Origin of the sequence: Acinetobacter sp. YH12145 (genome assembly GCF_013418335.1) — a bacterium.
GTDB classification, from domain to species: domain Bacteria; phylum Pseudomonadota; class Gammaproteobacteria; order Pseudomonadales; family Moraxellaceae; genus Acinetobacter; species Acinetobacter amyesii.
Genome location: NZ_VPCE01000001.1, coordinates 189,432 through 204,196 on the forward strand (window position 1 = coordinate 189,432; position 14,765 = coordinate 204,196).

The 14,765-nt window shown below is 40.3% G+C and carries 17 protein-coding genes and 1 riboswitch; of the genes, 6 read left to right on the top strand and 11 right to left on the bottom strand.

Features of this window, described 5'->3' with window-relative positions; genetic code table 11:
* Nucleotides 1–148: 148 nt before the first annotated feature.
* The 5 genes from FTU80_RS00885 to rpoD form a co-directional block, all read right to left on the bottom strand.
* Nucleotides 149–1,333, bottom strand: coding sequence for an iron-containing alcohol dehydrogenase (locus tag FTU80_RS00885; protein WP_111885299.1), 1,185 nt, complete (start codon nucleotides 1,331–1,333; stop codon nucleotides 149–151).
* A gap of 3 nt (nucleotides 1,334–1,336) precedes the next feature.
* The gene (locus tag FTU80_RS00890; RefSeq protein ID WP_180011534.1) at nucleotides 1,337–1,870 is read right to left on the bottom strand and encodes a hypothetical protein; all 534 of its coding nucleotides are present in this window, start codon (nucleotides 1,868–1,870) and stop codon (nucleotides 1,337–1,339) included.
* A gap of 76 nt (nucleotides 1,871–1,946) precedes the next feature.
* Nucleotides 1,947–2,606 (bottom strand): lipoyl(octanoyl) transferase LipB, encoded by a 660-nt coding sequence (gene lipB / locus FTU80_RS00895; RefSeq protein WP_180083751.1) that lies wholly within the window; start codon nucleotides 2,604–2,606, stop codon nucleotides 1,947–1,949.
* A gap of 157 nt (nucleotides 2,607–2,763) precedes the next feature.
* The gene (locus FTU80_RS00900; RefSeq protein WP_078191448.1) at nucleotides 2,764–3,051 is read right to left on the bottom strand and encodes a YbeD family protein; all 288 of its coding nucleotides are present in this window, start codon (nucleotides 3,049–3,051) and stop codon (nucleotides 2,764–2,766) included.
* 127 nt (nucleotides 3,052–3,178) lie between these two features.
* Complete coding sequence (gene rpoD / locus FTU80_RS00905) at nucleotides 3,179–5,068, bottom strand: RNA polymerase sigma factor RpoD (RefSeq protein WP_180083753.1); 1,890 nt, start codon at nucleotides 5,066–5,068, stop codon at nucleotides 3,179–3,181.
* Between the two features lie 399 nt (nucleotides 5,069–5,467).
* On the opposite strand from rpoD, the gene FTU80_RS00910 reads away from it, so the two are divergent.
* Nucleotides 5,468–5,677 (top strand): PA3496 family putative envelope integrity protein, encoded by a 210-nt coding sequence (locus FTU80_RS00910; RefSeq protein ID WP_078191373.1) that lies wholly within the window; start codon nucleotides 5,468–5,470, stop codon nucleotides 5,675–5,677.
* Between the two features lie 67 nt (nucleotides 5,678–5,744).
* Nucleotides 5,745–6,269 carry a YecA family protein gene (locus FTU80_RS00915; RefSeq protein ID WP_078191372.1) on the top strand — a complete coding sequence of 175 codons (525 nt, stop codon included), beginning with the start codon at nucleotides 5,745–5,747 and terminating at the stop codon, nucleotides 6,267–6,269.
* Nucleotides 6,270–6,349: 80 nt separating this feature from the next.
* On the opposite strand, the gene FTU80_RS00920 is transcribed toward FTU80_RS00915, so the two are convergent.
* From FTU80_RS00920 to FTU80_RS00940, 5 genes are all read right to left on the bottom strand, one after another.
* A complete protein-coding gene (locus tag FTU80_RS00920) occupies nucleotides 6,350–6,766 on the bottom strand; it encodes an ABZJ_00895 family protein (RefSeq protein ID WP_180083755.1) in 417 nt (138 codons plus the stop codon).
* A 123-nt stretch (nucleotides 6,767–6,889) separates the two neighbouring features.
* On the bottom strand, nucleotides 6,890–7,300 hold the full coding sequence (locus tag FTU80_RS00925; protein ID WP_180083757.1) for an ABZJ_00895 family protein: 411 nt from the start codon (nucleotides 7,298–7,300) through the stop codon (nucleotides 6,890–6,892).
* A gap of 21 nt (nucleotides 7,301–7,321) precedes the next feature.
* Nucleotides 7,322–7,933, bottom strand: a complete 612-nt coding sequence (locus FTU80_RS00930) for a DedA family protein (protein ID WP_111885305.1) — start codon at nucleotides 7,931–7,933, stop codon at nucleotides 7,322–7,324.
* A gap of 362 nt (nucleotides 7,934–8,295) precedes the next feature.
* On the bottom strand, nucleotides 8,296–8,592 hold the full coding sequence (locus FTU80_RS00935; protein WP_180023226.1) for a hypothetical protein: 297 nt from the start codon (nucleotides 8,590–8,592) through the stop codon (nucleotides 8,296–8,298).
* Nucleotides 8,593–8,786: 194 nt separating this feature from the next.
* Entirely contained in the window at nucleotides 8,787–9,719 is a 933-nt protein-coding gene (locus FTU80_RS00940; RefSeq protein ID WP_180083759.1) for a rhodanese-related sulfurtransferase, read from the bottom strand.
* A 188-nt stretch (nucleotides 9,720–9,907) separates the two neighbouring features.
* Here FTU80_RS00940 and FTU80_RS00945 point away from each other — a divergent pair, with 188 nt between their 5' ends.
* Together FTU80_RS00945 and FTU80_RS00950 are read left to right on the top strand one after the other, a co-directional pair.
* A complete protein-coding gene (locus FTU80_RS00945) occupies nucleotides 9,908–10,396 on the top strand; it encodes a DUF1289 domain-containing protein (RefSeq protein WP_168378110.1) in 489 nt (162 codons plus the stop codon).
* 63 nt (nucleotides 10,397–10,459) lie between these two features.
* The gene (locus FTU80_RS00950) at nucleotides 10,460–11,071 is read left to right on the top strand and encodes a LysE family translocator (RefSeq protein WP_180083761.1); all 612 of its coding nucleotides are present in this window, start codon (nucleotides 10,460–10,462) and stop codon (nucleotides 11,069–11,071) included.
* Nucleotides 11,072–11,156: 85 nt separating this feature from the next.
* Here the strand turns inward: FTU80_RS00950 and ribB are convergent, their stop codons facing one another.
* Nucleotides 11,157–11,816: a 3,4-dihydroxy-2-butanone-4-phosphate synthase gene (gene ribB / locus FTU80_RS00955; RefSeq protein ID WP_180083763.1), complete on the bottom strand. Its 660-nt coding sequence runs from the start codon at nucleotides 11,814–11,816 to the stop codon at nucleotides 11,157–11,159.
* 103 nt (nucleotides 11,817–11,919) lie between these two features.
* Nucleotides 11,920–12,074, bottom strand: a riboswitch (FMN riboswitch).
* Between the two features lie 170 nt (nucleotides 12,075–12,244).
* On the opposite strand from ribB, the gene FTU80_RS00960 reads away from it, so the two are divergent.
* Together FTU80_RS00960 and FTU80_RS00965 are read left to right on the top strand one after the other, a co-directional pair.
* Nucleotides 12,245–14,086, top strand: a complete 1,842-nt coding sequence (locus FTU80_RS00960) for a DUF2157 domain-containing protein (protein WP_180083765.1) — start codon at nucleotides 12,245–12,247, stop codon at nucleotides 14,084–14,086.
* Nucleotides 14,086–14,697: a GDYXXLXY domain-containing protein gene (locus FTU80_RS00965; RefSeq protein WP_180083767.1), complete on the top strand. Its 612-nt coding sequence runs from the start codon at nucleotides 14,086–14,088 to the stop codon at nucleotides 14,695–14,697. Before FTU80_RS00960 ends, FTU80_RS00965 begins: the two co-directional genes overlap by 1 nt.
* Nucleotides 14,698–14,765: the final 68 nt, after the last annotated feature.

Genomic DNA, 14,765 nt, shown 5'->3' on the forward strand with positions numbered 1-14,765 from the left:
TTTTGTCAGTAACTTTGAAATTATTTTTAGCAGAAATTATGCCAGTTTGATTAAAAAATAACTGATATTGCGTTCTGCAAGTGAAAAGCCCGATGTTTAAAAAAACATCAGGCTTAATTTTTCGCTATATTCGCTTATTTTTCAGCAATTACCAAGCTTTTTTTAGAATAGTTTTAAGGTCTTCTAAGCTGGCTTCTTTAGGATTATAAATAATAGATCCATCATTCAGTGCTTTCTCTGCTACTTCATCTAATTGAGCTTCAGTCACTTTACCTGTTTCACTCAAAGTACGTGGTAATTTGGTCAAACTAAACAAGCGGTCACGCATGGCTAAAAGCGTTGAAATGGCTTTTTCAGCGCGGAGGTTGGCCGGTGTTTGTGCATAAATATCAGGACCAGCCAGTGGTAATAGCAATTCAGCAATCTTATCGCCATTCACTTCTTTGTTGTATTCCAACACATACGGCAAGAATAAATTCATGCATAATCCATGGGGCAGGTGAGCAACAGCACCTAAAGCATGACCCAATGAGTGGACTAATCCAACCATCGAATTCGAAAATGCAATTCCTGCCATTGTAGAAGCTTGTGCAAGTTCTAAGCGCCCATGTGCATCGCTGGTATTATCTAATACACCAAATAAGCTATTGCTAATTTTCTTGATTGCGGCAGTTGCATAGGCATCTGAAATCGGGTTCGCCGCCATGCACGTATAGGCTTCAATGGCATGCGTCATCGCATCCATCGCTGTCATTGCTGTAAGATGAGGTGGCAAAGTTTGCGTCATACGTGGGTCAAGAATTGCCGCATGTGGCATCAAATAATTCGATGCAAAGGCCATTTTTACATTCTTTTCAGGGTCAGAAACCACAGCGACCATAGTCACTTCTGAACCTGTCCCTGAGGTTGTTGGAATCACAAAAAATGGTTTTAAAGGTTTTGGTAAGTTGTGCGCACCTGAGTATTTCAGTAAGTCATCACCACCTTCAGATACCAAGATGTTGGTTGCTTTAGAGGTATCAATCACTGAACCGCCACCGACGGCAATAATGGCATCACATTGGTTGTCGCGGTAAAGTTGAGCTGCTTTACGTACGGTTTCTAAACTTGAGTCTGGCGGAACATCATCAAAAATATAGCCAATCACCGTCTCGGTACTTTCAAATGCCGCTTCAATCGGTGCAAGTAATTGATTACTGCGAACACCTTTGTCAGTAATGATCATGGGGCGTTTAGCACCCAAAGTAGACAGTTCAAATGGGATGTGTTCTAAAGCAGCATGGCCAGCAATCACTTTTACAGGACAGAAAAATTCGTAATATGGTTTAGCCATGTGTTATGCGCTCCGTTTTAAATAAGACTGGGCTACTTTTAAATAAATATTTGCAGCACCGCTCAGTTTTTCTTTTAGGCTTAAATGTGTTGGATATTCTTTGACAGCCAATTCAGCCACCAATTTAGGTAAAATTAACGCTTCCATTTTGTTGAGACAACGCACCAGTCGGATGGCATAAGACAAATCACCATCGGCGATCATGCGGTCATTGGCAAAGGCTTGTGCGGTACTTTCTTGAAATGAGAAGACCAAAAAGGCATGATTCAAATGCTTAAACGTAATGGTTAAGTCAGGCTTTTGAGTGCCGGGTGTGAGGAGTTTGAGTTGATGGTCTTCCGTGACTTGCGCGACAAATGCAGCACCATTAGGAAAAACATTCATAGATAAAATAAAATTAACTGGAAATTTAGCAACTTCTTGTTTAATTTCTTCATCGACCTGGCTCGCCATGACCAGACCTCTGCCAATCACATCCATCATGAGTTTGACATAGGCCTGCTGGAGCGCGGGTTTAACGGATTTAGTTGCAATCACGTGTACATCCCTTATCTATAATTATTAAATTTAGAGCTTTTACTCTAAATTATTTTCTTTGAGAAAGCAAAGTCTTTTATAGTTGTTTGACTGTTACGTCTTTAAAGTAACCACTGTTTTTCAAAGTATCAATGATATCGACGCATAAGTTTTCAAATTTAGGGTAATCTTGCACCAAATCTTGTATACGAACCATTTCTAATCCAGCATAGCCACATGGATTAATGGTATGAAAAGCAAATAGATCACAATCGATATTCAGTGCCAAACCGTGATAACTGCGGCCTTTACGAATTTTAAAACCGAGAGAACCAATTTTGCGTTCTGCAACATAAACACCCGGTGCATCAGGCTTGGCATAAGCGTCGATGCCGTACTTTTTCAGCAGTTCGATCATCAAGTTTTCTGCATAGGAAACCAGCGTACGCACGTTCCAACCTAAGCGATTCAAGTCAAACATGAAATAAGCGACCAACTGACCCGGTCCATGCCAAGTGACTTGTCCACCACGGTCTGTTTGTACCACAGGGATGTTACTTTGCACCAAAATATGTTCAGGTTTGCCAGCTTGCCCCTGAGTTAATACATCGGGATGTTGCAATATCCACAGCTCATCGGGTGAGTATTCATCTCGCTGTTCAGTGAGAGTTTTCATCTCTAAAAAGCGGTCTGCATAAGGGGTAAGGTGGTTATATTGACGAATGATTAATTCGGGTTTTTGAACAGTTTCAGTCACGTATTTCGTGTCCTTTTCTATCAAATTCATGTATGGATTATAATGAATTAGACGTACAAAAGGGGGGTTAAATACTGAATTACTTGAGGGTATTACTATTATACTTAGACATAAAAAACACGCCCTAAAGCGTGCTTTTTTATTTAAATCAACAGAATTACAGCGCGGTACGAATGTGTTTACAAGCTGCTAAATCCGCATAGACCGCATGTACTTGTTCTAACTCTTCGAAACGTAATTGAGCAGTAATTGAATGATATTTACCTGTACGAGATGGAGTCACAGTCATTTTACTGCCATCAAAATCAGGAAAATGTTTAACAAAAATTTCATTCACTGCAAGGCGAAGTTCTTCACCTGCATTACCAATCAATTTAATAGGGTAGTCCATAGGGAAGACCCAAAGATGCTCTTGCAATTCACGTGAAGGAGCGCGATTAGTCATATCAGTCATGGGACACCTCATTATTTAAAAATACCTGCAATGAGCAGGTATTTGGAATCATTTGCTACATGCTCATAATATGGGGCGGAAAACCCCATATTCAAGCCTGCATTGTCCTAGTTATAGGTTAATCATTCTCAAGGAATGAACGCAAATGCTCTGAACGTGATGGATGGCGAAGTTTACGTAATGCTTTCGCTTCAATCTGACGAATACGTTCACGTGTTACGTCAAACTGCTTACCCACTTCTTCCAATGTATGGTCTGTTGGCATATCAATACCAAAACGCATTTTCAAGACTTTTGCTTCACGTTCAGTCAAGTTTTCAAGAACTTCACGTGTTGCTTCTTTTAAGCCTTCAGACGTTGCAGCATCAATCGGAGAGGTGATGTTGCCGTCTTCAATGAAGTCACCAAGATGCGAATCTTCGTCATCACCAATTGGTGTTTCCATTGAAATTGGTTCTTTCGCAATTTTAAGCACTTTACGAACTTTCACTTCGTCCATTTCTAAACGTTCACCTAATTCTTCTGGTGTCGGTTCACGACCCATTTCTTGAAGAAGTTGGCGAGATACACGGTTGATCTTGTTAATGGTTTCGATCATGTGTACTGGAATACGAATGGTACGTGCTTGGTCGGCAATCGAACGCGTAATCGCCTGACGAATCCACCATGTTGCATAAGTAGAGAACTTATAACCACGACGATATTCGAATTTATCCACCGCTTTCATCAAGCCGATGTTACCTTCTTGGATCAAGTCGAGGAATTGCAAACCACGGTTGGTGTATTTTTTCGCAATCGAAATTACCAAACGTAAGTTCGCTTCAACCATTTCCTTTTTCGCACGGCGAGCTTTCGCTTCACCAATCGACATACGTTTAGAAATGTCTTTGATGCCTTTAACATCTAAACCAAGTTCTTTCTCGATGTCAGCGATTTTTTGTTGGAATGCCAGAACGTCAGGGCGGACTTTTTCAAGATAGCCTTTCATTTCTGCAGGTGCTTTAGCAATTTGTTCATCTAACCAAGCAAAGTTAGATTCTTGACCTGGGAAAGACGTACGGAATTGAGTACGGTCCATACGACCACGACGTACTGCATAGCGCATAACTTCACGTTCAGAAGTACGGATTTGGTCATGGGTATTACGAATCAAATCAGAGATGATGTCGAATAAACGTGGTGTGAATTTGAACATCATGAACACAGTTGCAAGTGCTTCAAGTGCAGCAGCAGCTTCTTTACTGTTACGACCATGTTTTTCAATTGCAGCTTTAGTGACTAACCATGCTTGTTCAAGCTCAGTGAAACGTGCTTTAGCAATTTCAGGATCTGGACCAGATTCGCCTTCAGAATCATCATCACCTTCAGACTCGTCTTCTTCATCGTCATCATCAAGTTTGACATCTTTAGTTGGCTTGTTGGTTGATGCTTCATCTTCATCGATCTCAGAATCATCTTCGTCGATCACTTCAGGGATGGCTTCGTCAGATTCTGGATCTAAATAACCAGAAAGAATATCAGCTAAACGGCGTTCACCCGCTTCATAATCTTTATATTCTTGCAATACAACTTCGACTGCATTTGGCCAATAAGCAATAGAATGTAAAACGTCACGAATACCTTCTTCGATGCGTTTTGCAATGCTAATTTCGCCTTCACGTGTCAAAAGCTCAACTGTACCCATTTCGCGCATATACATACGCACAGGGTCAGTGGTACGACCCGGTTCATTTTCAACAGATGCAAGTACAGCAGCGGCTTCTTCTTCAGCAACTTCGTCAGTCGCTTCGCTGCCACCTTCAAACATTGTATCATCAGTTTCTGGTGCACGATCATGTACCGGAATACCCACGTCATTCAACATCTGAATGATGTCTTCAATCTGTTCACTTTCAGTGATTGAGTCCGGGAGATGATCGTTAACCTCGGCGAAAGTTAGGTAACCTTGCTCTTTGCCTCGGCTAATCAGAGCCGCTACTTGAGAAGTAGGGGAAGTCATATCGCTCATCTTTGCTTACTCTTCGTTGAATCTGTGGCAGTAAAAAACCGTGCATTTTAGCACGATCGTCTCATTAAATCTTGTTAATAGCTGGCTTATCCCATTAGGACGGTACAGCATCAAGCTGTCCAATGAGATATTAAAAATTTAAATTCAGTAATTTAGGTGGGGCTGAAATTGTTGTTTTCAAGTTCATCCCATGCATCGATTATTTTACGAGTCATCTCTGACTGTCATAAAAATGAAGGACGCAGGGTGGATTATATCATGCCACAGGTTTTGGTAAGAAAAAAAGACCTATTTTTAAAGTTTAGTTGTTAAAAAAACAAATAAAACTTGACAATATTTTATATCCCATATAAATAGCGGCTAGACCCCTTCAATTTTTTTCATTATGAGGTAGTTTTGGTGTCTTCTACAGATTTTGAACTAGATGATAACTACGGTGATGATGATGTGAATTTCGATGAGGCCAGTGCAAAAACTAGCGCGAAAGAATCGTTAGAAAAGCGCCGACTTATTGATGACCTTCTGGCTCAGCGCCGTCTTGAACGTGAGCTTAAAGATTTTGATTACGACATCGACGATGACGATGATTTTGATGACGAAGAAGACTAAATAGCGATTTAGCATAGCGCTTGAAAATGCTATGCTTACGCATTAAGTTTCTAACTCTGGATTTGAAATGAGTGCTTTAGATTTAGACCTTTTGAGTGACTATTTAGACGGCGATGACAACGAGCATGGTCTAGATTTTGCAGCGACTCATGGTTTTTTATGTGCAATTGCAGTAGGCCCAGCTTTTGATAAATGGCTAGACGAACTTTTTGATAACAATCAGAAAAAAGTACCTGCTGAAATTATTGCACAAGTAAAAGCATGGCTCGAATCGATTCGTCAGAATCTTGCCAATGAAGATGGTATTGAATTTCCATTTGAAATTGAAGAAGCCGATGTTGAATCAAGTCTTGGTGACTGGAGTGTTGGCTTCGTTGATGCCATGTTCCTAAACGAAGATGCATGGTTCACCGACGAGTTTGAAGAACAATTGGTAGATTTAACTTTGCCAATCATGGTGTTCAGCGGCATTGATGAAGAAGATCCACAAATGGAATCTTTCCGTCGTAATGGTCAGTTGATGGATGAACTTGCAGAAGAAATCCCAACCAATTTGAACGAATTATATTTGATGTATCACACACCAAATTAATTTCGACGAAATTTAAAAAAAGCACCTTGGGGTGCTTTTTTTAGCGCTATACCTTTTCAATTCAAAGTTAGTCTAAAGGCTTAACTACGTTTGGCTTTTAAGAAGCTCTTTGCCATCCATCCAAAAGATAAAGCCAACATGAGATAATGGATGAATAAGGTAAAGCTGATAGCAAGCAGCCAGACCCAAGAGGGTAATTGCGTTAGCGCCATTTGAATAAAGGCTTGGGTTTCAGGGAAGATCAAGAGACAAATGACTGTAGCAACGACACTGATGAGAACCGAAGCTAAAATACAGCTCCAAATCAAAGTTCGCTTTTCTAACTTATTTGGCACTCGCTGATGGTCTTTAACAAAGCTAGATGCTGCAGCAAGACCGCCCACGATGAGACAGGTAATGGATGAACCACCGGGTAAATCAAAGAAAGACTCTATGGCTGCGACAGCGACCATGGCGAGGGCATAAGCAATGCTAAATGTGATGATGTATTTTTTCATTATTTAATGTTCATGTTTTCGTTTTATAAAGAGCGAGTATAGCTTGCCCGAAGTTTCTTCACTGAATTTTAAGTTTCAGTGAAGGGTATTGATTCAAATTCTAACGGAATAAGTTAAAAAAATTTATAATTTTTTAGCGCAGTAGTCTGCATACCAACCGTAGGCAATATGAAATATCGTGCCATGAATGGCGACCATGCAGAGCATAACTACAGCAGTTAGCCCAATGCCTGCATTATCTACAGACTTCATAATGCTTTCGGCATTGGGATTCATTAGCACCAAGAACAGCACAAAAAAGCTACCAATGATGATTGCAACGGCACTGGAGCCCCAAACCAGTTGAATCTTTTCATGGTTGCTAGGCACGCGTTGTTCTTTCTTTACAAAATGCCCAACGCTGATTAATGCACATGCCACCAATGTAGGAATTAATGTAATAACACCTAGATTTAATCCAAAAATTAATACGGTAATCAAAAGCACCAAGGCGATGGTATAAACAGCAGCAAAGTGTAGGAGATAGTGTTTCATTTAAGCCCCAAAAACAAAAAATTAACGAGGTCGACGTTGATGTCGACGGTACAAAATCCAAGCAATAATGATGACTGTGATCAGAATAATCACATGGCCAACTTTACTAAATATTTGCTGCATTAACTGCTGATTTTCACCTAAATAAAAACCCATACAAGCTAAAAAAGTGGTCCAAATAATCGTACCTAAACCACTATAAAACATAAACTTCCAAAATGGCATGCGGCTCATTCCAGCAGGAATACTAATAAGAGAACGCACAGCTGGAATCATCCGGCCGAAAAATACAATGCGGTGACCGTATTGCTCAAACCATGCTAGAGATTTTTTTACATCTGCCGATTTGATAAATAAATACTTTCCATAGCGATCGACGAAGTGAAAGATGGATTCATGCTTAAACTTATAACCAATCCAATATAGCAATGCAGCCGCCAGTAAAGAGCCGACACAACCTGAAATAATGACACCAATGAGGAGTAGTTGACCTTGGGAGGCAGAATAGCCAGCCGAGGGCATAATGATTTCAGAGGGGATTGGGGGGAAGACATTGTCAAGAAACATGAGTAGGGCAATACCGAGATAACCCAATTGTTCCATGATTGAAATGATCCATTCAGTTAAAGTCATGGTAGCTAAGGCAGAGAAAAGGTGTATTTATCCTATGTTGAAAAGCGCAGTGGGTAAAGTTCCGTTTTAAATATTCCTGAAACCACCTAAGTAAAACAACAAATATTGAGTTCATCTTGTATTAAGTAGCACGTAGGCTGAATTAGAAGGAAAAGTATGAATACGTGATGGCATTAAGCAATGCTGAATGATATAAGGTTGAATAATTGAAAGGCTTGGATCATAGTTTTTATAGTATTGAGTGTACGCTGTTCAGTTTGGATTTTATTTAGATTTCGGAGCTTTAGCAGCTTTAAAAATCGTTTTATGTACTGAACAGCGTAGGACAAAGTTGCAATAAGTAGCGTTGCAAGGTGCATAAATTAATCATCATGTTCCATATTTAACAGTGTGTGAATATAGACTTGGCGTAAGCTCAGAGATAAAGCAAATGGAATCACACAAAGTCCAAGAATGTTGAGCATAGTGGGTTGTAAGTGCAATGTATAAGCAATAAATAAGGCAAAAATTGCACCAATGCATGTAGCAACACTGACTATCAAAATATGCGACTGTTGGTTAAGGAGGTGTTTTAATTCTCCTACACTTTCTTTTACACGGGGAGCGGGTAAAGCAAGGCGCCTTGAGGTTGCAATTGGAGAGTTGATTAATTTTGGCATAATGCTTTCCTTTTCAATTATCTATAATGATTTTCTCGGATCAATTGATCAGAATAAGCATAAATGCGCGAACTGATTCTCGTAAATAACCAGATATAGTTATTTTGTCAAAAAAATTAAGTCACTGTTGAGAATGCGTAAAAAAAGCCCTAAAAATAGGGCTTTTATTTATATATCGTTACAACAAATTTTCCTTAGAGGCGCTTACGTTTTGCTGCCACAATTTGTGATTGACGCATACGGAAGCCAGCTTTTTGTTGTTCCGTGGTTTTGTCGATACAGTATTTGCATGATACGCCATGTTCGTAGCTCGGAAGTTCAACTTCAGCAGGAGCCAGTGGCCAACCGCATGCGTGACATTTGATATTTTCGCCTTCTTCCATACCGTGAGTGACAGCAGTACGACCGTCAAATACGAAACATTCACCTTCCCACATGCTGTCGGAAGCAGGGGTTTCTTCTAAATATTTTAAGATACCGCCTTTAAGGTGATAAACCTCATTAAAGCCTTCTTGAAGTAAAAGTGAGGTTGATTTTTCACAGCGAATACCGCCTGTACAGAACATGGCAATTTTCTTATCTTTATGCTGCTCAAGCTCTTTTTTCACGTATTCAGGGAATTCACGGAAAGTCTCAGTTTTCGGGTCAATCGCACCCTTAAATGTACCTGCTTTGTATTCATAGTCGTTACGTGTATCAATTAGGATTACGTCATCACGTGCAATTAGTTCATTCCATTCTTTAGGATCAAGATAGTGACCGACTAAATCACGTGGTTTCACTTCCACACCTAAAGTCACGATTTCTTTTTTCAGTTTGATCTTCATTTTACGGAATGGTTTATCCGTACTATGCGATTCTTTGTATTCCATCGCATTAAAGCCTTCATTGAGAAGGAATTGATGGATGATATCTACAGATTTACGGTCACCGGCAACAGTACCGTTAATACCTTCACCTGCCACAATTAGAGTACCGCAAAGGTTGATGGTTTTTACCAAGTCTAAAAGACGTTGTTGAAGATCGGCAGGATCTTGAACTTCTTTGAATTGATAAAGTGCGGCAACAACCCAACCAGAGGTCGCTTGCTGTTCTACAGGTGCAAGCTGTTCTACAGTAGCGTTCATGGAGTACTCCAAATGAATAAACAGGATAAAAATTAAGGCGCACATTCTACCGTGATTTGGATGAATAAGCGAGTAAAGCGATGGCTTTTAACCACACATTTGATCATAGCTTCATTTCAGTAGTTTTAGCGTGTATAGTCATGCCGAGTTGTTTTTATCCCATAAATATTGATTGAATGGAGCCGGTTTTGAGTACTGATCGTCGAATTGCCTCGTTGACCCCATGTGCAGGGCGTTGTTCTACGGTATTTGGTGATTCAGTCTGTCGTGGTTGCCGCCGCTTTAACCATGAAGTCATAAAATGGAATACCTATACAGCAGAGCAACACACGGCCATTTGGTGTCGTTTAGATGCACAATTAGATCAAATTTTAATACCGATGTTGCCGCAAGCAGATATCATCCATGTCGAAGGCTTTGTCTTGTCTAAGCGAGTTCGCTTACGTCCAGATGCAAGCAAAGGCCGTAAACTGTATCACGCACTCAAGCTCTGCGAAAAAAACCGTCATTTCACAGATGAAAGTGGACTCGGGATACATTACAAACAGGTGCGACCGTTGTGGGATGAATTTGAGCGTCGTGTTTTAGCACTCGCCACAGCCAGCTATGATTTGGCATTTTTAAGAGCAGATGCCATTCGTTTGCATTTATTGCAAAACATGGATGAAGAGGACTAAGTCCTCTTTTTTTATTTATGAAATTTATCGTGATGTAAAAAAAATAAGTAAAGGAATCTCAGCGTGAATTATTCGGAGTACTTTTTATATTGTGTGGCCGTCATCGTAATGATTGCAACACCTGGACCTGTCATGCTGTTGGTCGCAAGTTCAGGTTTACAAGGCGGATATAAAAAGGCATTTCAAACCATTGTCGGGACGAATTTTGCTTCACTGATTTTGATTGTGCTGTCAGTGTGTATTTTAAAAGGCATTTTAAATGTTAATGCGCATTGGCTCGATGGCATCAAAATACTGGGTTGTTTATATATTGCTTATATTGGATTTGATATTTTAAAAGAAGTAACTATACAGCCCACTGCACAATCTCTGCAGTTAAAAGCAGCACAAGGGGGTTTTAAGCAAGGACTAATTGTGGGAATTTCAAATCCTAAGGATATTATTTTTTTCGCATCATTTTTTCCGCAGTTTGTAGGAATTACTCCTCATCTTAATCTGAGTTTAATTGTGTTGACCCTGAGTTGGATCGTTTTAGATTTCGCAACCTTGTCTTTGGTGTATTTGTCTTTTCATCGATTGTCGAAATCTCGCTGGTATAAAAAATTGTTGGCCGTGTGTGGGGTGATTTTAATGGTAGTTGCCATCTACGGGATCTATAGCATATTCACGGTTTAATTCTTAATTTGAAATATGCAGTAAAAAATAAAAAGGCTGATTCAATCAGCCTTTTATGAACGTGTAGAGCTTTAATTAATTCGCACTAGAGATTGTGCTGTAAACGATATTGCACAATCTCTTCAATGGTGAGTACAGTCAAATGTTGGGTTTGTGCATACGCTAAAACTTGTACGCCATTGGCCATTGTGCCGTCTGGGTTGGTTAATTCACACAAAACACCTGCAGGTTTTAAACCGGCCAGACGTGCCAAATCAATGGTGCCTTCAGTATGTCCGCGACGGGTCAATACGCCGCCTTCACGCGCACGTAAAGGAAAAACATGACCCGGACGGTTTAAGTCACTAGCAACAGCACCATCTTTAATTGCGGCTTTGACTGTAGTTGTTCGGTCTTTTGCTGAAACGCCAGTAGTAACACCTTCCGCAGCTTCAATGGTGACAGTAAAGGCAGTTTTAAAATGGCTAGAGTTATCAGACACCATGGGTGGAAGTTCTAAATGATTAGCCTGAGCATCGGTTAAACACAGGCAGACAATCCCTGAACCGTCACGAATCATACGTGCCATGGTTTCTACAGTCAGTGTTTCTGCAGCAACAATCAGGTCGGCTTCATTTTCACGGTCAAAATCGTCCATGACTAAAACAGGCTTGCCTTGACGAATGTCTTCTAAGGCTTGCAGTATGCGCTGTTCTGCAGGTGGAAGGGCAGAAAAGAAAATTTCGGGTTGAATTAAACTAGACATTGAAACGCTCGCGTAAATTTTAGATACGGTTGAACATTTCAGGACATGTGAAATAGTGGCGTTACGATATATATTGAAAATGATCAATGATATAGAGATGTGACGTCGTCTTCTTTCATCCGGACTATACCGTCGGCTCAGGTATTGCACCTGATCTGCGAATCGCGTTTAAACGATTGGCTCGTGGGCTTTTTTTCAGGGCTTTCAACCCAGCAAATTTACCACCGGTGGGGAATTTCACCCCGCCCTGAAGCGATGTGTCTTTAGTATAGACCTGTTTGAGTGATGATGGGGGATTATTGCTTAGAATCATTTGCAAAATTTTAGATAAGTAAAGTTATAAGATTGGATTTGTAAGCATTTATATAAAGTGTGTCAAAGCATGCTATCGTGCCGATAAATCAACCATGATTGCATAATGATAAAAAATGACCGTTCCTCAGCATTCTCAGCAGCAGAATATAAAGCTGCATCGTTCACAGTTAGATCAAGAGTTTTCAACAGATCTGTTCCAAGATGTACAGGTTATTCGGTATCTGCAAGTAATCGGTGTTGCACTGATAGCAGCCAGTTTTGTGTATTTGATCGCGGCAAACTGGTTGATGTTACCCAAATTTATTCAATTGGCAATTCCAATGTTGCTGTTGGTACTTAGTGCTGTGACGAGTGTATATTTTGCCGGGCATGCTTGGATTCAGCAAAGTTTAGAAGCTTTAAGTGCTTTGTTGCTTGGATTGAGTTTGGCTGTGATTGGGCAGGTCTATCAAACAGGTGCAGACAGTTATCTGTTGTTTTTGGTGTGGGCTTTGCTGCTTTTACCTTGGTTATATCGACCGAATATTGGAGTCTTTGCGTTACTGTGTTTGATCAGTCAATTGGCATTATTTTTATATTTTAAACAAAGCTATTTAATCGTTGATCATTCATGGTGGTATTTACTCTGCATGAATGTATTGACCGCAATATGTGTGACCTTGTGTTTGAAATATTATGCTGCACTGCGCTTTGTATTTGTTGCATTTATTACACTAATGTCGATGTATTGCATGTTTTTATACTGCGGAAATGGGGCAGAGCAGTATCAATGGCAATATTTAATTTTTGCATTGTTGCTTCCAATTTATCTGATTATCTATTTTTATCGACAACATCGTGCATTAGAAACCAGTTTACAAGCTGCAGGTCTCGCCGCGAGTTTCAGTATTTTGATTTTCCAATGGGCAGAACATATTTTATCTGACTCGAGTGCAGGATTGTTGGTTTTTGCCTTGCTGATATTTGCTTGGTTTGCGGTGATCAGTTGGGCACTGATGAAATTTCTGCCACAGACTAAATTTGCGGTTATTCCTTTAGCTATTGGGGCATGGTTCGCAGGCATTATTTTATCGAGCTTATTGCTGACCTATTGGAAAGCGTTTTCGATCGTCATGGGCTTAGTTTTTGTGGCTGTGGCTTGGTGGTTGATTCGAAGTGCTAAAATTGTCTTTAGTCGCCAATTTGCTTACTGCTTATGGGTATGTGGCCAATCTGCGGTCTTCATTCATACAGAGAGCTTAACCAATAGCATTTCGTTTATTTTAGTGTTGCAAATTGGCGTTATATTGCTTTGTTTGTTTAGTCGAATGCATTGGTTTATTGTTTTTATTCAACTCATTGCAGGATATGGCCTTGCAGTGGCCACACTATTTGATGCCGATCTTTTTATGAGCGATGAACATGTCATCTTAGCTGTGATTGGATTGAATTATATTCTACTGATTTTCTTGCTCGGGAGTGCAACAGCTTGGTTGCACTCGATGTATCGAAAAAGCATTGTGTTATGGATGTTATGCATCGTATTGGTGGGTGTGGTGTTGCAGACGTTGTCAAATAACATTCTACAGTTTGAACAGACCCAACATGGCGTTCTTGACCTGTTTGTCGGTTACCTGCTGCCTGTGGTTTGGCTTGGCCTTTACATCGCAAATCAGCAAAAACAGGTGGGGAGCGAAAAATGGCCGTTACTGCTATTGGGCCTTGTGCTGATTGCGATGGGCTATTTTGGAATTTTCTTGTTATTGGTTTTATTGGCATGGGCGCAGGTCTATCAGCAATCTTTGGTTAAAGCCTTGAGCATCTTGTTGATCATTTTTAGCTTATGGATGCTGTACTACAATTTGGGTCTGAGTTTTTTATTGAAAAGTTTAACGATTTTGATCTCTGGCCTTTTGCTGCTTGGCATTACCAAGATGTTATCTGCGATACAGCATAAACAAGGGGGAGATGTGTGATGAACATACTCAATAAAAAAATGCTTCCTATTGGTTTGGCTGTACTCAGTATTCTTTTATTTGTGCTGATGATTGCACGTCATGAATGGCATCTGGCAAACAGTCAGAGTATTTATGTAAAGCTGCAGCCTGTCGATCCACGCTCTTTGATTCAAGGTGATTATATGGCCTTGAATTATCAGCTCTATTTTGGTGGTCAGCCATCAAAAGAGCAATCTGCCAATGGGCAGGCTGCCAAAGCGAACACAGAAGAAAATGTACACCGTGACTATTTAGTCGATCAAAAAAGTATTGTGAGTTATGCGCAGCTTGATGCAAAGCGTAGAGTGATTCGAACCAGTTTCAACCCAGAGTTGTTAGCGCAGTATCCAAGCTCATCTACAAAACTGGTGCTCAAAAATCCTGACAATAGATTTGAGGGTTTATATCCCGCTGCGAGAAGCTTTTTATTTGCTGAAGGTTTGGAGTCGTGCTATCGCGATGCGCAATATGCAGAGCTAAAGGTGCAAGAAAATGGTCAGCCTTTGTTGGTGGGTTTGGTCGGAGAGCATTTACAGCCCTTTGATTGTAAACAAAACCAAGCATGGTGGAAGGGCCCGAGAGCAGGGTAGATAAATTGAGCTGTTGAGTTGCATGTAGTGATTTGCGTCTAATACTGAATTTTTGCAGTCAATAATGC